Source organism: Methylobacterium sp. J-088 (genome assembly GCF_022829295.1).
Lineage (GTDB): Bacteria > Pseudomonadota > Alphaproteobacteria > Rhizobiales > Beijerinckiaceae > Methylobacterium.
The window spans coordinates 41464-61501 of sequence record NZ_JAKSYH010000251.1; the positions used below are offsets into that span (position 1 = coordinate 41464).

17 protein-coding genes are annotated in these 20038 nt (G+C 69.0%); 14 read left to right on the top strand and 3 right to left on the bottom strand.

Annotation, left to right across the window (positions count from 1 at the left end; genetic code table 11):
* The first annotated feature begins 24 nt into the window (after positions 1-24).
* The 8 genes from MKK63_RS27265 to MKK63_RS27300 all read left to right on the top strand — a co-directional run bounded on the left by MKK63_RS27265 (position 25) and on the right by MKK63_RS27300 (position 9786).
* Entirely contained in the window at positions 25-948 is a 924-nt protein-coding gene (locus tag MKK63_RS27265) for a D-alanine--D-alanine ligase (protein ID WP_244007073.1), read from the top strand.
* Entirely contained in the window at positions 915-1856 is a 942-nt protein-coding gene (locus MKK63_RS27270; protein ID WP_244007074.1) for a cell division protein FtsQ/DivIB, read from the top strand. Before MKK63_RS27265 ends, MKK63_RS27270 begins: the two co-directional genes overlap by 34 nt.
* A gap of 52 nt (positions 1857-1908) precedes the next feature.
* Positions 1909-3231: a cell division protein FtsA gene (gene ftsA, locus MKK63_RS27275; protein ID WP_244007075.1), complete on the top strand. Its 1323-nt coding sequence runs from the start codon at positions 1909-1911 to the stop codon at positions 3229-3231.
* 87 nt (positions 3232-3318) lie between these two features.
* Entirely contained in the window at positions 3319-5061 is a 1743-nt protein-coding gene (gene ftsZ / locus MKK63_RS27280; RefSeq protein WP_244007076.1) for a cell division protein FtsZ, read from the top strand.
* Between the two features lie 437 nt (positions 5062-5498).
* Positions 5499-6446: a UDP-3-O-acyl-N-acetylglucosamine deacetylase gene (gene lpxC / locus MKK63_RS27285; protein WP_244007077.1), complete on the top strand. Its 948-nt coding sequence runs from the start codon at positions 5499-5501 to the stop codon at positions 6444-6446.
* 190 nt (positions 6447-6636) lie between these two features.
* Positions 6637-7518, top strand: a complete 882-nt coding sequence (locus MKK63_RS27290; RefSeq protein WP_244007078.1) for an outer membrane protein assembly factor BamD — start codon at positions 6637-6639, stop codon at positions 7516-7518.
* A 277-nt stretch (positions 7519-7795) separates the two neighbouring features.
* Positions 7796-9469 (top strand): DNA repair protein RecN, encoded by a 1674-nt coding sequence (gene recN, locus MKK63_RS27295; RefSeq protein WP_244007079.1) that lies wholly within the window; start codon positions 7796-7798, stop codon positions 9467-9469.
* Positions 9470-9585: 116 nt separating this feature from the next.
* Complete coding sequence (locus MKK63_RS27300) at positions 9586-9786, top strand: hypothetical protein (RefSeq protein WP_244007080.1); 201 nt, start codon at positions 9586-9588, stop codon at positions 9784-9786.
* 22 nt (positions 9787-9808) lie between these two features.
* On the opposite strand, the gene MKK63_RS27305 is transcribed toward MKK63_RS27300, so the two are convergent.
* Complete coding sequence (locus MKK63_RS27305; protein ID WP_244007082.1) at positions 9809-10054, bottom strand: hypothetical protein; 246 nt, start codon at positions 10052-10054, stop codon at positions 9809-9811.
* A gap of 229 nt (positions 10055-10283) precedes the next feature.
* On the opposite strand from MKK63_RS27305, the gene pstS reads away from it, so the two are divergent.
* The 6 genes from pstS (at position 10284) to phoB (ending at position 15793) form a co-directional block, all read left to right on the top strand.
* On the top strand, positions 10284-11324 hold the full coding sequence (pstS, locus tag MKK63_RS27310; RefSeq protein ID WP_244007084.1) for a phosphate ABC transporter substrate-binding protein PstS: 1041 nt from the start codon (positions 10284-10286) through the stop codon (positions 11322-11324).
* 85 nt (positions 11325-11409) lie between these two features.
* Positions 11410-12387: a phosphate ABC transporter permease subunit PstC gene (gene pstC, locus MKK63_RS27315; protein ID WP_244007085.1), complete on the top strand. Its 978-nt coding sequence runs from the start codon at positions 11410-11412 to the stop codon at positions 12385-12387.
* Positions 12388-12395: 8 nt separating this feature from the next.
* Positions 12396-13283, top strand: coding sequence for a phosphate ABC transporter permease PstA (pstA, locus tag MKK63_RS27320; RefSeq protein ID WP_244007086.1), 888 nt, complete (start codon positions 12396-12398; stop codon positions 13281-13283).
* A 63-nt stretch (positions 13284-13346) separates the two neighbouring features.
* Positions 13347-14138: a phosphate ABC transporter ATP-binding protein PstB gene (gene pstB / locus MKK63_RS27325; RefSeq protein WP_243920627.1), complete on the top strand. Its 792-nt coding sequence runs from the start codon at positions 13347-13349 to the stop codon at positions 14136-14138.
* Between the two features lie 114 nt (positions 14139-14252).
* The gene (gene phoU, locus MKK63_RS27330; protein WP_243920520.1) at positions 14253-14972 is read left to right on the top strand and encodes a phosphate signaling complex protein PhoU; all 720 of its coding nucleotides are present in this window, start codon (positions 14253-14255) and stop codon (positions 14970-14972) included.
* Positions 14973-15097: 125 nt separating this feature from the next.
* Positions 15098-15793, top strand: coding sequence for a phosphate regulon transcriptional regulator PhoB (gene phoB / locus MKK63_RS27335; RefSeq protein WP_244007087.1), 696 nt, complete (start codon positions 15098-15100; stop codon positions 15791-15793).
* 136 nt (positions 15794-15929) lie between these two features.
* Here the strand turns inward: phoB and MKK63_RS27340 are convergent, their stop codons facing one another.
* Positions 15930-18086 carry a protein-disulfide reductase DsbD family protein gene (locus MKK63_RS27340; RefSeq protein WP_244007088.1) on the bottom strand — a complete coding sequence of 719 codons (2157 nt, stop codon included), beginning with the start codon at positions 18084-18086 and terminating at the stop codon, positions 15930-15932.
* Positions 18087-18192: 106 nt separating this feature from the next.
* Positions 18193-20031 (bottom strand): aminopeptidase P family protein, encoded by a 1839-nt coding sequence (locus MKK63_RS27345; protein ID WP_244007089.1) that lies wholly within the window; start codon positions 20029-20031, stop codon positions 18193-18195.
* Positions 20032-20038 lie beyond the last annotated feature (7 nt).

The window sequence follows — 20038 nt, forward strand, 5'->3', positions numbered from 1 at the left end:
CGAAGTCTCGCCCCGGAGCCCTCCATGTCCAAGCACGTCGCCGTCCTCCTGGGCGGCACCTCAGCCGAGCGGGAAGTATCGCTCAATTCCGGCAAGGCCTGCGCCGACGCGCTCGAGGGCGAGGGCTATCGGGTCACACGCGTCGATGTCGGGGCCGACATCGCTACGGTGCTGACCGCACTCAGGCCCGACGTAGCCTTCAACGCGCTGCACGGTCCGGACGGGGAGGACGGCAAGATCCAGGGGCTGCTGGAGATCCTGAAGATTCCCTACACCCATTCCGGCGTCCTCGCCTCGTCGCTCGCCATGAATAAGGAGCGGGCGAAGACCGCCATGCGCGCGGCCGGCATCGACGTGCCGGAGAGCCGGATCGTTAACCGTCACGAGGCCGCCCGGACACACGCCCTGCCGCCACCCTACGTGGTGAAGCCGATCGCCGAGGGCTCATCCATGGGGGTGATCATCGTGCGCGATGGTCGCTCGCATCCGCCCCAGATCCTGGGCTCGGACGCCTGGACCTACGGCGAGCAAGTCCTTGCAGAACCTTACATAGCCGGCCGCGAACTCACCTGCGGGGTGATGGGCGACAAGGCGCTCGGCGTCATCGAGGTGAAGGCCGCCACGGGGGACTGGTACGACTACGACGCGAAATATGCCCCCGGGGGCTCGGTCCACGTGCTGCCGGCCGAACTTAAACCAAATGTTTACCAGCGTGTCCAAGAACTGTCGTTAACGGCGCATCAAGCACTGGGCTGCCGGGGCGTCAGCCGTGCCGACCTTCGATTCGACGACACGCCGGGTGGAACCGGCCGACTCGTGGTTCTCGAGGTCAACACGCAACCCGGCATGACCCAGACGAGCCTTGTGCCGGATATGGCGGCCCATGCGGGCCTTAGCTTCGGTGAGCTCGTCCGATGGATGGTGGAGGACGCTTCCCTGAATCGCTGAGCGGCGACGCCGCCGGCCGGAGCGGTCCCGCGCGTTTCGCCGGGGCTGTGATGGGCCGGCTCCCGTCCCGGTCGCTCTCGGTTCGCCGCGCGCGCTCCGGCCAGCGCCTGGGCGCACGCCTGTCCCGCGGGACTGGAACCGTCGCCGTCTCCATGACCTTCGCGGCCTTTGCGCTTGCCGGCTTCGTGGCAAGCGGGCGATACGATTCCTTCGTGGCCGAGCAGGGACGCCCCCTTGATATCGCCGCGCGGGTTCTCGGCTTCGGCGTCGAGCGCGTGACCATCTCGGGCATCTCCCGGATGTATGAGCGCGAAGTCCTGGCTGCGGCCGGCATCGACTGGCGCTCCTCGGTGCCGTTCCTCGACGTCGGCGCCGTGCGCGAGAAGCTGCTGCGCGTGCCGCTGATCGCCCAGGCTTCGGTGCGCAAGATCTACCCCAACGAGATCGCCATCACCCAGGTGGAGCGCGAGCCCGCCGCCCTCTGGCAGAAGAACGGTGAGCTCAGCGTCATCGCGGCCGACGGCACGGTGATCGACGCCATGCGGGACGACCGCTACGCCAGCCTCCCCCTGGTGGTCGGCGAGGAAGCCAACACCAAGCTGCCGGAATATCTGGCCCTGGTCGCCGCCGCCGGCCCGCTCGCCGACCGGATCAAGGCCGGCACCTACGTTTCCGGCCGGCGCTGGACCCTCAAGCTCGACGGCGTCGATGTACGCCTGCCCGAGATCGACCCGGCCGCCGCGCTCGCCCGTCTCGTTCGGTTCGAGCGCGAGGCCGGCCTTCTGGAAAAGGACATCATCGCGGTGGATCTGCGCATGTCGGACCGCGTCGTGGTGCGCCTGACCGAGGAGGCCGCCGCAACCCGCGCGGAAGCCCAGAAGGCGAAGAAGAAGGGCGCGGCCAGCTGATGCCCTTCCGATCGATCTCCGCCCGTCCCGCACCCCGCGTTTGGTAGCGTCAATGCACAGCCAACACGGCCTCACGCCGCGCCTGAAGCCGCTCTCGGCCCGACGCTCGACCACCCTCTCGGTGCTCGATATCGGAACGAGCAAAGTGGTCTGCCTCATCGCCGAGCTGCAGCCCGCCGAAGCGCTCTCCACGCTGCGCGGCCGCACGCACCTCGCGCGCATCATCGGCATCGGCCATCAGCGCTCGCTCGGGCTGAAGGGCGGCGCCATCGTGGATCTCGCCGCCGCCGAGGGCGCGATCCGTCAGGCGGTCCACGCCGCCGAGCGGATGGCCAAGGTCGAGGTCCAGTCGGTCATCGTCAATATGTCGGGCGGCCGGCTCGCCTCGCAGCATTTCCAGGCGCGGGTGAACGTCCGCTCCGGCACCGTCACGGGCAGCGATGTCGAGCGGGTGCTCGAGACCGCGAGCGCCCACGGCGTCAGCCCCGGCCGGGCCGTGCTCCATGCCCTGCCGACCGGCTACGCGCTGGACGGGCAGGGCGCGGTGATCGACCCGTCGGGCATGATCGGCGAGGCGCTGAGCGTCGATCTGCACGTCGTCACCAGCGAGTTGGCCGCGGCCCGCAACGTCATGCTGGCGGTGGAGCATTGCCATCTCGGGGTCGAGGCGGTGATCGCCACGCCCTACGCGGCCGGCCTCTCGGCTCTGGTCGACGACGAGGCCGAGATGGGCGTCTGCGTGGTCGATATGGGCGGTGGCACGACCAGCGTCGGCGTGTTCTCGGGCGGGCACCTCGTCCATGCGGACGCGGTGGCGGTCGGCGGCCACCACGTCACCATGGATATTGCCCGTGGGCTCTCGACCCGCATGGCGGCGGCCGAGCGGCTGAAGACCCTCTACGGCTCGGCCCTCTCAACCCCCTCCGACGACCGGGACATGATCGCGGTCCACGGCGTCGGCGAGGACGAGGGCGAGGCCCCGGCGCACATCCCGCGCTCGCAGCTCGTGCGGATCATCAAGCCGCGGGTCGAGGAGGTGATCGAGCTGGTGCGCGACCGGCTGCGCGAGGCCGGCTTCGCGGCGCAGGCCGGCCGGCGGGTGGTGCTCACCGGCGGCGCCAGCCAGCTCGTCGGCCTGCCGGAGGTCGCCCGCCGCGTCCTCCAGGGTCAGGTGCGGATCGGCCGCCCCCTCGGGATCCGCGGCCTGCCGGAAGCCGCCAAGGGCCCGGCCTTCTCGGCGGCGGTCGGTCTGCTGGTCTACCCGCAGGTCGCCCATGCCGAGCATTTCGAGCCGCGGGGGCACGGCGCCTTCGCGGCCACCGGAACCGACAACTACCTGAACCGGGTCGGCCGCTGGCTCCGGGACAGCTTCTAGGTTTCGCCCCCACCCCACGGGTGGGTCGAAGAGAATCCGGCGCCGCGGCGTCGCACGGACAGCACAGTTAGCGAGAGGCTCGACACCATGGCCATCACCCTCCAGGCGCCGGACATCCGGGAACTGAAGCCCCGCATCACCGTCTTCGGCGTCGGTGGCGCCGGCGGCAACGCGGTCAACAACATGATTGAGTCGGGCCTGCTCGGCTGCGAGTTCGTCGTGGCCAACACCGACGCGCAGGCGCTCACCTCCTCGAAGGCCGAGCGGGTGATCCAGATGGGTCTGGGCGTGACCCAGGGCCTCGGCGCCGGCTCGCACCCGGAGGTCGGCTCGGCCGCCGCCGACGAGGTGATCGACGAGATCCGCGATCAGCTCTCGGGCGCGCACATGTGCTTCATCACCGCCGGCATGGGCGGCGGCACCGGCACCGGTGCGGCCCCGGTCATCGCCCGGGCGGCCCGCGACATGGGCATCCTGACGGTCGGCGTCGTGACCAAGCCGTTCCAGTTCGAGGGCGTCCGCCGGATGCGGACCGCCGAGAGCGGCATCCAGGAGTTGCAGGCCGCGGTCGACACCCTGATCGTGATCCCGAACCAGAACCTGTTCCGGGTCGCCAACGAGAAGACCACCTTCGCGGACGCCTTCGCGATGGCCGACCAGGTGCTCTACTCGGGCGTCGCCTGCATCACCGACCTGATGGTGAAGGAGGGTCTCATCAACCTCGACTTCGCCGACGTGCGGGCGATCATGCGCGGCATGGGCAAGGCCATGATGGGCACCGGCGAGGCGTCGGGCGAGAAGCGCGCCAACCGCGCCGCGGAGGCCGCCATCGCCAACCCGCTCCTCGACGATGTCTCGATGAAGGGCGCCCGCGGCCTGCTGATCTCGATCACCGGCGGCTCGGACCTGACCCTCTACGAGCTCGACGAGGCCGCCACCCGCATCCGCGAGGAGGTCGATCAGGACGCCAACATCATCCTGGGCGCCACCTTCGACGAGAGCCTGGACGGCATCATCCGCGTGTCGGTGGTCGCCACCGGCATCGAGCCGGCCCTGATCTCGGCGAACTCGCCCAACAACCCGGCCATCGCCGAGACCGAGCAGCGTATCGCCGAGGTTGCCGAGCGCCTGCGCGCCGAGGCCCGTACGCGCGCCGCCTCGCCGGTGCCGAGCATCCGTACCGAATCGGTCGCTCCGGCCCCCATCACCAGCCAGATGCCGGCCCCCGCACCGCTTCAGGCCCCCGAGATGCGGTCCGAGTCGCTGGTCAACCGCGAGCCCGCCGCCCCGATGAACCGCGACGACGTGGTGCTCGCTCCGGTCCAGCCCCGCGCTGCGGCCCACTTCACCCCGCCGCCCGCGCCGCTGCCGGCTGAGCCCGCGCCGCAGTACCAGTCAGGCCCGTTCGTGCCGCCGCGCCCGGCCGCTCCGGGCGGCACGCCCCTCGCCCGCGCCCCGCGCATGCCGCAGATTCACGAGTTGCCGCCGATCGCCCAGAACCAGATCCTGGCCAATCGCGCGGCGGAGGAGTCGGCTCCGGAATCGAAGCGGACCTCGCTCCTGCGGCGTCTGGCAACGGTGGGCTTCGGCGGCCGGCGCGACGAGATCGAGGGCGCTCCCGCGGCCCGCGCCAACCCGGCCGCGCCGCTGCCCCAGATGGCGCAGCCCCACGTGCCGCCGGCCCCGCGCGCTCCGGTCACGCCGGCAGTCCCGCAATACCGTCCGGCCCAGGGCCATCTCGACGCCCAGGGCCGTGTCGCGCCCCAGAGCCGGATGATGGACGACGACCAGCTGGAGATCCCGGCTTTCCTCCGCCGTCAGGCGAATTAATCAGCCGCTGCACTGCGGCAACGGGGAAGGCCGGCGGGTGACCGCCGGCCTTTCGCGTTCCACATATTCAACTTCAGGTTAGCGCTGCCGCGGACTTTGGCGCTCCGGAAGATGCTTGAGCTGTGGGAAGCGGGGACTCGTGGTGTATCCATGACACAGATCGGCCGTGGGTTAGCCACGCGTTAACCACTTTTTAAGCCCTTGATCACACTGCATTTTACATCTCCCGGACCGCAAGCGTGTCTGTAACAGAGCGTAAGAATCCGTGATTTGGCTGCCCTGTGCGGTGCAGTTATAGAAGCATCAAGACCGACGAGACATGCATCGGGATACAACCTGATCGCGTGAGCAGGGGCATCAAGCAGCGGACGGATCAGTCGGTGTTCGCCCATTCCCCGTTGGAATGGCGGAGCCTGATCGCGGCCGGGGGCTAAGGAATGCGAACGCTGAAACAGACGACCCTCAAAGGGCCGGCGACTCTCTCGGGCATCGGGGTTCATTCCGGGAACCCCGCCGAGATCACGCTCAGGCCCGCACCCGCCAATCACGGTATTGCTTTCCTCCGCACCGGTACGCCCCACGGCAATGACCGCCTGATCAACGCGCATCACGCACTCGTTTCCGCCACCGAGCTCTGCACCGTCCTGGGCGACGTCGAGACGGGTGCGGTGGCCACCGTCGAGCATCTGATGTCCGCGCTCTACGGGCTGGGCGTCGACAACGCCCTGATCGAGATCGACGGGCCCGAGATGCCCATTCTCGACGGCTCCGCACTTCCCTTCGTGCAGGCGATCGATCAGGTCGGGATCGCCGCCTGCGGGGCGCCCCGGCGCTGGCTCAAGGTGCTGCAACACGTCCGCATCGAGACCGGCCGGTCCTTCGCGGAACTTCGGCCGATCGACCGGGGCTTCCGCCTCGATGTGGAAATCGATTTTGAGAGCCCGGTGATCGGCCGCTCGCGCCGGGCCATGGATCTCTCTCCCGCCACCTACCGCCGTGAGATCGCGGGCGCCCGCACCTTCGGGATGATGCGGGACGTGGAGCGGTACTGGAAGGCGGGCTTCGCCCTCGGCGCCTCCCTGGAGAACACCGTGGCGGTCGGCGAGACCGCGGTGGTCAACCCCGAAGGCCTGCGCTTCCCGGACGAGTTCGTCCGCCACAAGATCCTGGACGCGATCGGCGACCTCGCCTTGGCCGGCCTGCCGATCCAAGGTGCGTACCGCTCCTATTGCGGCGGCCACCGGATGAATGTCGGCGTCCTCTCCGCCCTTCTGGCCGACCGGGCCAATTACGCGATCGTCGAGGCGCAGGGCCCGCGCCGCGAGACCGTCCTCTCGGAACTCGGCGTCGGTTTGGGGGTCGCCGCCTTCGCGGGCGACCTCTGACGATCAACCTGTGGTCCGCAAGCCACAGTCGGCGATCGTTCCGTACCGCCTCAGCCTTGCCGCTTTCGTGCCCGAATCAAACGTCACGGTTTAACGGTCCGTGAACGGCGGGTTCGGCTCAGAAGGCCGGATCCACGCACGCGATGGCATGACGGCGCGGGATGGCGCCGCTTCCGGGAAAGAGCGCCAGATGCCTGTCACCATTCGTTACCGCCGGGCGGCAGCCTTCGCGGCGCCTCTCGTGGCCATCCTCGGCCTCGGCCTGGGCGGCTGCGATTTCGACCCGACCAATCTGTTCTCCGAGAAGTACAAGCCCGAGGTCGTTCCGGACATCCCGGCTGACAAGCTCTACAGCGATGGCTTGGCCAAGCTTGAAGACAGCGACTACGACGGCGCGGTCAAGAAGTTCGACAGCCTCGACAAGCAGTACCAGTATTCCGAGTGGTCCCGGAAGGCGCTGCTCATGACGGCCTACGCGAACTATGAGGGCCAGAAGTACGACGACGCGATCAGCGCCTCGAAGCGCTACCTGCAGCGGCACCCGGCCAGCAAGGATGCGGCCTACGCGCAGTACCTGATGGCAATGTCGAACTACAAGCAGATCCCGGATGTGACCCGCGATCAGGAGCGATCCGAGAAGGCGCTGACGGCCCTTCAGGAACTGGTCCAGAAGTATCCGACCTCGGAATACGCGATCGACGCGAAGGCGAAGATCCAGATCACCCGCGACCAGCTCGCCGGCAAGGAGATGGAAGTCGGGCGCTTCTACCTGGAGCGGCGCAACTTCCCGGCGGCGATCAACCGCTTCCGTGACGTGGTCTCCAAGTACCAGACCACCCGCCACGCCGAAGAGGCGCTGGAGCGCCTGACCGAAGCCTACTGGGCGCTCGGCATCACCCAGGAGGCGCAGAACGCCGCCGCGGTGCTCGGCCACAACTTCCCGGACAGTTCCTGGTACAAGGACGCGCACGCGCTCCTCGCCCAGAACGGGCTCGAGCCGCGGGAGGAGAAGGCCTCGTTCCTGTCGAAGATCTACCGCTCGGTTGCGGGCAAGACGGCCTCGGCCGAGTGAACAAGCGGTTTGACCCGCTTTCCGGGTTTCCAAAGGGCTTCAGCCCTTTGGCGGGTACACAGAGCAGCGCCCTGAGATATTCATCAGGGCCCCGCCCGGGACCTGCGAAAGGTCTCGACCTTTCGAAACCCTGACCGGATAGGTCGACCGCCCCGAACACGTTGAGGCCCGGAGCGCCTGCTTCGGGCCTTTCCCATTGTGCGACGCATTTTTGGGGTGAATCAGCGGCGCCACGGCCTTATCTCTGCGGTCCCCTTCTGAGGAATGCCCCCGCCGCATGCTGGCGCAGCTCGCGATCCGCGACATCGTTCTGATCGACCGTCTCGAACTGAATTTCCGAACGGGCCTCAGCGTCCTGACCGGAGAGACGGGCGCGGGCAAATCGATCCTGCTCGACGCCTTCGCGCTGGCGCTGGGCGGGCGTGGCGATGGCCGCCTCGTCCGGCACGGCGAGGCGCAGGGCGTCGTCACCGCCGTGTTCGATCTGCCCCTGGACCATCCGGCTCGCCGGATTGCCACGGAGGCCGAGATCGACACGGAGGGCGATCTGATCCTGCGCCGGACCCAGATGGCGGACGGACGCACCCGCGCCTTCGTCAACGACCAGCCGGTGGGCGTCCAGGTCCTGCGCGCGATCGGCGCGGCCCTGGTGGAGATCCACGGTCAGCACGACGACCGTGCGCTGGCCGATCCGGCCTCGCACCGGGCGATCCTCGACGCGTTCGGCGGCCTGCAGGGCCAGCTCACCAAGGTCGCGGCGGCCGCCCGCGCGGTCCGCACCGCCCGATCCGACCTCGCCGAGCACCGCGCTCGGGTGGAGGCGGCCCGGAAGGAGGCCGATTTCCTGCGCCACGCCGTGGAGGAGCTGGCTGCACTCGCGCCGAAGCCCGGTGAGGAGGCTCAGCTCGCCGAGCGCCGCAGCATCATGCAGCAATCCGAGAAGGTCGCGCGCGAACTGAATGCGGCGCTGGAAGCGGTGGGCGGGACCCATTCCGGGGTACCCCATATCTCGGCCGCCCTGCGTAAGCTGGAGCGCCGCGCATCGCAGCTCCCCGCCCTCGTCGATCCCTGCGTCAACGCCCTCGACGCCGCGATCGTAGCCCTCGACGAGGCTCGAGCCGTGCTTGACGCCGCGGTGGCGGAGACCGAGTTCGATCCCCGCGATCTCGAGCGGGTGGAGGAACGGCTGTTCGCCCTGCGGGCGGCCGCCCGCAAATACGACGTCGCGGCCGACGATCTTGCGGCGCTTGCCGAGCGCTATGCCGGCGACGTTGCGGCGATCGATGCCGGGGAAGCGGCACTGGCAGGCCTCGAACAGACTCTTGCCACCGCGGAGGCTGCCTATGCCGAGGCCGCCGAAAAGCTCAGTGCCGGTCGCCGCCGCGCCGCCAAGCAGCTCGACGCCGCCGTGAAGGCCGAGCTGCCCCCCTTGAAGCTCGAGCGCGCCCGATTCATCACCGAGATCGTCACCGACCCGGAATCGCGCGATCCGGCCGGCACCGACCGGGTCGAGTTCTGGGCGCAGACCAATCCCGGCACCAAGCCCGGACCGATGATGAAGGTCGCCTCGGGCGGCGAGTTGTCGCGGTTCATGCTCGCCCTGAAGGTGGTGCTGGCCGATAAGGGCTCGGCCCCGACCCTGATCTTCGACGAGATCGACACCGGCGTCGGCGGTGCTGTTGCGGATGCCATCGGGCTGCGCCTGGCACGCCTGGCCGCGAACGTACAGGTTGTCGCCGTCACCCATGCGCCGCAGGTCGCGGCTCGCGCGGAGACGCATTTCCTTATCGCGAAGGCACCCGTGAAAGGGGCCGGCCGTGTCGCAACGCGGGTCGCCAGCCTTCCCGTGGCCGAGCGCCGGGAGGAGATCGCCCGGATGCTCGCGGGGGCAACAGTGACCGATGAAGCCCGCGCGGCGGCTGCGCGGCTTCTTCAGGGCGCCGACGGTTAACTGACAGGTAAGCTTAACCGTCGGTTCACGGTAACGGTTCGTTAACCATTCTTGGTGACTCTCTTGCCATCCCGGCGCCGCAGCGGTTTGGAGCGGCCGAAGGACGAGAGGGAGCCATGAAGCTGTCAGGCGTCGATTCCGAGGACCTTTCGCACGTGGGACAGAATCCGAAGCGGACGATCGATACGCGTCGGCTGGGTCTCTCGCTGCGCACGGTCTATGAAGGCAGTGTCGACACGCAGCCGATCACCGACACCCATGTCGAGCTGCTCCTGCGCCTGCGCCAGAAGGAGCGGGAGCTGCGCCGGGCCGGGTAGGGCGATCCCGCTCCCGAATGCCTCACCAGCGGCGCGCCCCCGGCCGCCGCCGATACTCGGCCGCTCGAATCAGGGTTAGGATCCGGTCGAGATCTTTCAGCAGATCCGCCTCCTCGCGCCGCGCTGCCGCGGCTGCATCCGGATCGCCACTGAACTTCTGACGCGCCTGCGCGAGGGTCAGGGCGCGCTCCACCGCTTCCCGTTCGGCATGCAGGGCAAGCCAGTTCGGGTCAGTCTCCGTCGCTGAATCGGCGTTTTCGCCCACCACGGTTCCCAGTCCCTTCCCGTGCCGTTGCCGGTAGGAACGCGCGAGACCCGTGAACCGTGCCGCGCGACCTGCGACGCGATGTCATGCCGGTGTCATCTACCTGTCGTAACCGCGCAGCCATCGGGCGGCCGGCGCTGGATCTTTCACGGATCGGCCGCAAGGCTCTGCCGCGGGCATGAGCATGCCGGCGGGGTGGCGCAGGCTCTTGCCCGACGGCAACGGAGATTCCATGAGACCCTTCGCTTACGCGCTCGCCGTCGGACTCGCGACGGTACAGCTGGCGTCTGCGGCGCTGGCCGCCGACATCACCGGGGCCGGGGCTACGTTCCCCTTCCCGGTCTACTCGAAGTGGGCCGAGGCCTACCGGAAGGAATCCGGTTCGGGTCTGAACTATCAGTCGATCGGATCCGGCGGCGGGATCAAGCAGATCCAGGCCAAGACGGTCGATTTCGGCGCCACCGACGCGCCGCTGAAGGGCGAGCAGCTGGCCAAGGACGGCCTCGTCCAGTTCCCCACCGTGATGGGCGGCGTCGTGCCGGTGGTGAACATCGCCGGAATCGAGCCGGGCAAGCTCAAACTGACCGGCGACGTGCTGGCCGACATCTATGCCGGGAAGATCGCCAAGTGGACCGATCCGCGGATCGCGAAGCTCAATGACGGCCTGAAACTGCCCGACACGAACATCACGCCGGTCTACCGGTCCGACGCCTCGGGCACGACCAACATCTTCACCACCTACCTGTCCCAGGCTTCGGACACGTGGAAGAAGGAGTACGGCGCGGCCACGACGATCTCCTGGCCGGTCGGTCAGGGCGGCAAGGGCAACGAGGGCGTGACCGCCACCGTGAAGCAGGTGCCGAATTCCGTCGGCTACGTCGAGTCGGCTTACGCCAAGCAGAACAAGCTGGCCTACGCCCTGCTGCAGAACAAGGCCGGCAAGTTCCCGCAGCCCGACGACAAGGCGTTCCAGGCGGCGGCGGCCAGCGCGGACTGGAAGTCGGCCCCCGGCTTCGGCATCTCGCTCACCAACCAAGCCGGCGAGGAGGCGTGGCCGATCACGGCGGCGACCTTCATCCTGGTCCACAAGGACCCGGCCGATCCGGCCAAGGCCGCCGATGTGCTCAAGTTCTTCGACTGGGCGTACAAGAACGGCGACAAGCTTGCCTCGGATCTCGACTATGTTCCGCTGCCGGACAACGTCGTGGCGCTGATCCACGAAGAGTGGAAGAACGTGAAGGGCAAGGACGGGAAGCCGGTTTACAATATGTAAGCCCAACGGGGAGGAGGCTTCGACCTCCTCCCTCGCTTCTGAGATCCCGCCGCGCTACCACGTTATCCTTCGCAGAGAACCGCGGATGTCTGCTTTGACTGAAACGATTGCCCTCGGCCGAACCCGTACGTCGGCGGCGCGGAAGGGACCGAGCCGGAACATGGACGCCGTGTTCCGCGGTTGCGCGTACGGCGCGGCGTTGCTGGTGCTGACCGTCCTCGTGGGGATCATCGGCTCCATCGTCTACGGCGGCCTGCCGGCCTTCCGGGAGTTCGGCGTCGGCTTCCTGACGTCCAGCGTCTGGAACGTCGGCACCGAACAGTACGGCGCGCTCGTGGCCGTCATCGGAACGGTGATGTCGGCGCTCCTGGCCCTCCTGATCGGCGTCCCGGTCTCGCTCGGCATCGCCATCTACCTGACGCAGCTCTGCCCGGGCTGGGCGCGCAAGCCGGTCGCGATGACGATCGAGCTGCTCGCCGCCGTGCCGAGCATCATCTACGGGATGTGGGGCCTGTTCATCTTCGCCCCACTGTTCGCCCGCTTCGTCGAGATCCCGATCTCGAACGTCGTCGAGGGCCTGCCGATCGTCGGGACCGTGCTGTATGCCCGCATCCCCTCGGGGGTCGGGGTGCTCACCGCCGGCATCATCCTGGCGATCATGATCGTGCCGTTCGTGGCCTCGATCGCCCGCGACATGCTCGACCAGATCCCCACGATCCTGCGCGAGAGCGCCTACGGCGTCGGCTGCACCACCTGGGAGGTGACGCGCTTCGTCCTGATCCGGCACGCCTCGGTGTCGATCATCGGCGCGATCATGCTCGGCCTCGGCCGTGCGCTGGGCGAGACCATGGCGGTGACCTTCGTGGTCGGCAACGCCAACCGCCTCTCGGCCTCGATCTTCGATCCCGGCTCGACCATCGCGTCCCGGATCGCCAACGAATTCAACGAGGCGGACGGCATGCAGCTCAACGCCCTGATGGCGCTCGGCTGCATCCTGTTCGTCATCACCTTCATCGTCCTGATCGCCGCGCGCATCCTGACGTCACGCGTGCGGGTCGCTTGAGGAGCCCCATGGACGCGATCAACACACGCGCTGCGCCGCCGCTCGTGCAGGCCCGGGTCCGCCCCGGCCGGCGCCGCGCGGACGCCATACTCCGTGGCTTCTGCGCCTTTGCCACGCTGCTCGGCATCATCGTGCTCGGCTCGATCCTGCTGATGCTGATCGTCGAAGGCGTGCGCGGCTTCACGCCGACCCTGCTGACGCAACCGACCCCGGGGCCGGGCAGCGAGGGCGGCGGCATCGCCAACGCGGTGCTGGGCAGCCTGATCCTGACCACGATCGGCATCGTCATCGCGACGCCGGTCGGCGTGATGGCCGGAACATTCCTGGCGGAATACGGCCGGACCTCGAAGCTGGCCGTCCTGATCCGCTTCCTCAACGACATCCTGCTCTCGGCGCCGTCGATCCTGATCGGCCTGTTCGTCTACACGCTGATGGTGCGGCCCATGGGCAGCTATTCCGGCTGGGCCGGCGGCATCGCGCTCGCGATCATCGCCACGCCGGTGATCGTGCGGACCACCGAGGACATGCTGAGCCTCGTGCCGGGCACCCTGCGCGAGGCCGGCGCGGCGCTCGGCGCTCCGCCCTCCATGGTGATCATGAAGGTGAGCTGGCGCGCCGCCTCGGCCGGCATCGTGACGGGCATCATCCTGGCGCTGGCCCGCATCGCCGGCGAGACCGCGCCGCTCCTGTTCACCGCACTCAACAACAACAGCTGGTTCAGCCCCGACCTCATGGGTGGCGTCCCGAACCTGCCGGTGATGATCTACCAGTTCGCGCTCTCGCCCTATTCCAACTGGCAGCAGCTGGCCTGGGCCGGAGCGCTTCTGATCACCATGACCATCCTCGCCCTCTCCGTGATCGCCCGCTTGGTGGTCAAGCCGCAGCGTGCCCGCTGAAGCGCGAGCCGAAGGATTAGCCCGATGAGCCATGCTGCAGCCACCGCCGCCGCCGAGCCCCTTATGCAGCCCTCCGCCAAGGCCGGCGCCGACACCAAGGCGCCCGTCCGGATCGCCGTGAAGGGGCTGAACTTCTACTATGGCCAGTTCCACGGCCTGAAGGACATCAACCTCAACTTCCATGATCGGCAGGTGACCGCGCTGATCGGCCCGTCGGGCTGCGGGAAGTCGACGCTGCTGCGCACCTTCAACCGGATCTACAGCCTCTATCCGGAGCAGCGCGCCGAGGGCGAGATCCTGCTGGACGGCGTCAACATCCTGGATTCGAAGGTCGATCTCAACGATCTGCGCGCCCGGGTCGGCATGGTGTTCCAGAAGCCGACGCCCTTCCCGATGTCGATCTACGACAACGTCGCCTTCGGCATCCGCCTCTACGAGAAGCTGCCGAAATCGGAGCTTGACGACCGGGTCGAGGCGTCGCTGCGCAAGGCGGCGCTCTGGGACGAGGTCAAGGACAAGCTGAAGCAGTCCGGCATGGGCCTGTCGGGCGGGCAGCAGCAGCGTCTGTGCATCGCTCGCACGGTGGCCCAGCGCCCGGAGGTGATCCTGTTCGACGAGCCGACCTCGGCGCTGGACCCGATCTCGACGGGCCGGATCGAGGAGCTGATCGAGCAGCTGCGCGACGAGTTCACCATCGCGATCGTCACGCACAACATGCAGCAGGCGGCGCGCATCTCGCAGTTCACCGCCTTCATGTATCTCGGCGAGCTGATTGAATTCTCACAGACCGAAAAAATGTTCATGAACCCGACCGAGCGGCGGACGCAGGACTATATCACCGGCCGCTTCGGCTAAGCTGTTTCGAAGACCGGTTTCCGCGCCATCGCGACCCGGGCGCCGCGGCGGCCGGGCGGGATCGCGGCAACCGGGTGGGATCGCACGTTCTGGCCCCCATCGAAGGATTCATCCATGCCCGGCCATATCGTTACCTCCTACGACACCGATCTCGAAAACCTCCGTCGCTCGATCTCGGAGATGGGCGGCGTGGCGGAGAAGATGACCACCGAGGCGACCGACGCCCTGGTGCGCCGCGACGACGGGCTCGCCCAGGCGGTGATCCTCGCCGACAAGCGCCTGGACGCCCTCCAGAGGGACATCGAGGAGCGCTCCGTCCTGCTGATCGCCCGGCGGCAGCCCCTGGCGATCGACCTGCGCGAGACCATCTCGGCGATCCGCGTCTCCGGGGACCTGGAGCGGATCGGCGACCTCGCCAAGAACGTGGCCAAGCGCGTCGTGGCGATCTCCGATCAGGCGCCGGCGCAGAAGATCGTGCTCGGCGTGCGCCACATGAGCGACCTCGCGGAGGGCCAGCTGAAGGACGTGCTGGACGCCTATGCGAGCCGCGATATCGAGGCGGCCCACGACGTGTGGGAGCGCGACGGCGAGATCGACGCGCTGTACAATTCCCTGTTCCGCGAGCTCCTGACCTACATGATGGAGGATCCGCGCAACATCTCGTTCTGCACGCACCTGCTGTTCTGCGCCAAGAATGTCGAACGCATCGGCGATCACACGACCAACATCGCCGAGACGATCCACTACCTCGCCACGGGCGAGACGCTCGCCGGAGAACGGCCGAAGAACGATGCGTCGAACTACGTGACGGTGGATGGGGGTCTGGCGCCGTGAAGCGCTTCCCGGGGCGCAGGATCCTGGGGGCGTCGCCGCCGTGACGGTCGGTTTCGGTTGAGGCTGGGCGGAGCCTCCGGCACCATTGCCGCGTCCGCCGCGAGAACGGGTCATCGAAGGTGAGTATGCAAGTCCTGATCGTCGAGGACGAGGAGGCATTGACCACGCTGCTGCGCTACAACTTGGAAGCCGAGGGCTTCCTGGTGGATACGGCGGCCCGGGGCGACGATGCGGAACTGCTTCTGGCCGAGCGCATGCCCGATCTGGTCCTGCTCGACTGGATGCTGCCCGGCCTGTCCGGGATCGAGCTTTGCCGCCGCATCCGGGCCCGGCGGGAGACCGAGCGGTTGCCGGTGATCATGCTGACCGCCCGGGGCGAAGAAGGCGACCGGATCCGGGGCCTCGGGACGGGCGCCGACGATTACATCGTCAAGCCGTTCTCGGTGCCGGAACTGCTCGCCCGCATCCGCGCGCTCCTGCGCCGGGCCAAGCCGGCTCATGTCTCGGATCGTCTGGCCGCCGGCGACCTCGAACTGGACCGCACCGGTCATCGGGTGCGCCGGGCCGGCGAGGAGCTGCATCTCGGCCCCACGGAGTTCCGGCTGCTGGAATTCCTGATGCTGGCCCCGGGCCGGGTCTTCTCCCGCGAGCAGCTTCTCGACGGGGTCTGGGGTCACGACGTCTACATCGACGAGCGCACCGTCGACGTCCATGTCGGCCGCCTGCGCAAGGCGCTGAACGGCCCCCGCCAAGCCGATCCGATCCGCACCGTCCGCGGCTCCGGCTACGCCTTCGACGAAACCTTCTCCCTCGAAGCCTGAATCACCAAGTCCCGGCTTCGAAAGGTCAAGACCTTTTGCGGGTGCAGGGCGGAGCCTTGCTATGGGGCGAAGCCCGAGCGTCTGGACTCCGCCCCGACACCCCGCCAAAGGGCTTCCGCCCTTCGGGAAGCCTCGATCAGCGGGTGAGCGCGGCACTCCTGTCGGCGGCCGGCACGGAGGCCAGGGCCTGGAGCACCGTGCCCTCGGTGAGGATCTGGGGCAGCACCTGGGGCTCGCCGCCGCCGGTGTAGAGCAGGTAGAGCGGCACGCCGCTCCGGCCGTGCTTCTCCAGCAGGCGCGTGATCTCGGGGTTCTGGTTGGTCCAGTCGCCCTTCAGATAGGTGATGCCCCGCTCGGCCATCGCGGCCCGCACGGCCTTCGTTGAGAGGGAGGTCGTCTCGTTGACCGCGCAGGTGATGCACCACGCCGCGGTCATGTTGACGAAGGCCGGCTTGTGCGCGCTCGTCAGCGCATCGAGACGGGCCTGCGTGAACGGCTCGATACCACCGGCGGCGGCCTGCGCGGTCGGCGCGGCACGGTCCTGCGGGAGGGTGGACACCAGGGCCACCACGGCGATCAGGGCGAGCGCCGCACAGACCTGCGCGATCCGGCGTGCCCCGGGCGCGGCGGCGCGTCCGCGCTCCCAGGCCCAGGCGGAGAAACCCACCAGCACGAGGCCGATCAGCGCCGCCAGAAGGCCCCGCGGATCAACCTGCTGCGACAGGACCCAGACCAGCCAAGCCACGGTGGCGTAGACCGGGAAGGCGAGCACCTGCTTGAGCGTCTCCATCCAGGCGCCCGGCCGCGGCAGCGCCCGAAGGGCCGGGGGCCAGAGAGTGAGAGCCAAGAACGGCAGGGCGAGGCCGAGCCCGAGGCTCGCGAACACGGCAAGCGCCACACCTGCGCTCTGGGTCAGCGCGAAGCCGATTGCCGAGCCCATGAACGGCGCCGTGCAGGGCGTCGCCACCAGCGTGGCCAGCACGCCCGTGAAGAACGAACCACTCAGGCCGGAACGCCGGGTCAGGGGATCGCCGACACCCGCGAGCCGTCCCCCGACCTCGACCACGCCGGACAGGCTCAGGCCCATCGCGAAGAGCAGATAGGCGAGCCCCGCCACCACCAGGGGCGATTGCAGCTGGAATCCCCAGCCGATCGCCGCCCCTCCGCCCTTCAGGGCGATGAGCACTCCGGCCAGACCCAGGAAACTCGCCAGCACGCCGGCCGTATAGGCGAAGCCGTGCAGGCGCAGGCGGGCCGGACCCTCGCCCGCATGCCGCACGAGACTCAGCACTTTGATCGACAGGACGGGGAAGACGCAGGGCATCAGATTGAGGATGAGGCCGCCGAAAAAAGCGAAGGCGGTGGCGGTGGCAAACGTCAGCAGGTCGAGGTCGGGCGCGGCGGCCCCGGCCGGCGTCGCCGCGACGGGAACCGACGGATCGGTCGCGGCCGGAAGCACCGGCTCGTCGCCATACGCGAAGGCGAGGCGGCGGCTGCCGGATTCGGTCACCTCGTCCAGGGTCAGCACACCCGGAAGGGCCGTGGGAGCCGCTTCGGTCGGGCTGCTCCGGGCGACGGTGAGGTGCAGGCCGGTGCCGTCGACCGCCATCACCTGTGCGGCCGCGTTGTCGATCGCGGTCTCGGCATACGGGAAGTAGGCGGCGTTCCGGATCGTGTCGGGCCTGAGCCCCGTTGCCGTGAAATCGAGCTGCAGGGTATCGCCCTGGCTCGACAGGTTCATCGGCCAGAGCGCAGGGGTCGGGAGGGCGGCCCGAGCGCGGGCGAACAGGGCTGCATTGTCCGGATCGGGACGCGGCTCGCCCACCGGCACGGTGAGGGCAAGATCCGCGGAGCCCGGCACGCACTCGGTCTCACAGACGAGGTAGGTCAGCTTGGCCTGGATCTGCACCGGGTTGGCCGGATCGAGGCTCGGCGGCGGCGTCACGGGGACGAGGAGCGTGACCTCGCCCTCGTAGCCGTAATTCATCAGCGTCGCGATCGGGATCCGCTCCGGCGCCGGCCACTGGAGCGCCCCGGCGTTGAAGCCGGCCGGCAGGGTCCAGGTCACCTCGGGCGGCAGGCCCGAATCCCCCGGGTTGCGCCAGTAGACGTGCCAGCCGGGCTTCACCAGCATCCGCACCGCGAGGGTAAAAGGCCGCGCCCCCGCCACCGCGGCGGGCTCGGCGACAAGGCTCGACCGCACCAGATCCGGCGGCGTGCGCAGACCCTGCGCCAGGGCCGCCGACAGGCTCGCGGCGAGGACCAGAATCGGGAGGACGAGGCGGCGGATCATGCTGTCCCTTCGCGGGCCAGGCGGCCGCGGTTTCAGGCCCAGCGTTCGGGCCATTCCGTGACGACGCGCTTACCACGAAGGGCCGTGGCGGTCGCGCGCCGCGGCCTCACCCGGGCAGCGGCGCCGTGGCGCGTGCCAGCCAGTCGCGCGCTCCGGCATCGAGCTCCGGCGACAGCGCCTCGCGGACCCAGACATGGTAGGCGTCGATCCAGGCGCGCTCCCCCGGTTCGAGCAGCTCGGTCTGGATCAGGTTCCGGTCGTAGGGCGCCAACGTCAGCGTCTCGAAGCCGAGCATCGGGCGCTCGCCGTCCGCGATGGCGCGCGTCTCGACCAGAACGAGGTTCTCGATCCGGATGCCGTAGGCGCCGGCCGCGTAGTAGCCCGGCTCGTTCGACAGGATCATGCCGGGCTCGAGCGCCACCGTACCGGTCTTGGCGATCCGTTGCGGCCCCTCGTGCACCGACAGGAAGGCGCCGACGCCGTGGCCGGTGCCGTGGTCGAAATCGAGCCCCGCCTGCCATAGGGGCGCCCGGGCGAAGGCATCGATCTGCGCGCCGGTCGTCTTGTTGGGAAACACCGCCCGGGCGATGGCGATATGGCCCTTCAGCACCCGGGTGAAGCGGTCGCGCATCGCCGCGCTCGGCGCGCCCACCGCGACGGTCCGGGTGATGTCGGTGGTGCCGTCCGGGTATTGCGCGCCGGAATCGATCAGGAACAGCTCGCCCGGCCGGACCGCCCGGTCGCTGGCGCGGGTGACCCGGTAGTGGACGATCGCCCCGTTGGGTCCGGATCCCGAGATGGTCGGGAACGAGACGTCGCGCAGATCGCCGCCCGCGGCGCGGAAATCCTCCAGCGCCTCGACGGCGGCGATCTCGGTGAGGCCCCCGGCCGTGGATGCCGCGTCGAGCCACGCCAGGAAGCGGACGACGCTGGCCCCATCGCGCTGATGGGCGGCGCGCGCGCCCGCGATCTCGGCGGCATTCTTGAGCGCCTTCATCGCGGTGATCGGATCCTTGCCGACATCGACCGTGCCGCCGGCCGATTCGATCCGTTCCTTGAGGGCGACCGCGCCCGTGGCCGCATCGAGCCGGACCCGGGCCCCGCTGAGCGACGCCAGCCCATCCTCAAGCTCGGCCCTGGGCAGGATCTCGGCGACGGGCGCGAGCGCCGCGCGCAGGTCCGGATCGACGGCCGGCGAGGCCAGAAAGAGGCGCGCCTGCCCCTCGCGCGGCAGGATCGCGTAACCGAGGGCCAGGGGCGTATGCCCGACATCGGCGCCGCGCAGGTTGAAGGCCCAGGCGAGGTTGTGCGGATCGGAGATCACCAGGGCGTCGCAGCCGGCCTCCGTCAGGCTGTCCCGCACCCGGGCGAGCTTGTCGGCGACCGTTTCGCCCGCGAGCGCGTCCGGATGGCGGATGACCCGGCCGGCAGGCGGCTTCGGCCGACCGGCCCAGACGGCATCCACGAGGTTCGGCACGGCCCGCAGGGCACCGCCCGCCTTCGTGGCCACCCGTTCCAGGCGCGCCAATCCGTCCGGCGTGTGCAGCCACGGATCGTAGCCCAGCACCTGATCGCGCTTGAGGTTGGCACCGATCCAGGCTTCGGGCGTCGTTTCGGCCAACGGCACGATCGCGAGGATGCCGGTATCGACCTGCTCGGGCGCCTGGAGCGTGTAACGGCCATCCACCACCAGTGCGGCGGCTTCCGACAGAATCACCGCAGTCCCGGCCGACCCGGTGAACCCGGTGAGCCAAGCGAGCCGCTCGGCGTCGGCGGGGACGTATTCGGACTGGTGCTCGTCGGCCCGCGGCACGACGAAACCGTCGACCCCCGTCTCGCGCAGGGCGGCCCGCAGAGCCTCGATCCGTTCCGGCCCCTTGCGATGGCCCGGGTCGTCGAACGTCTGAAAGCGCTGGCGTGGTCGGGACGGCGGCGGCTCGATCATGGCGGGA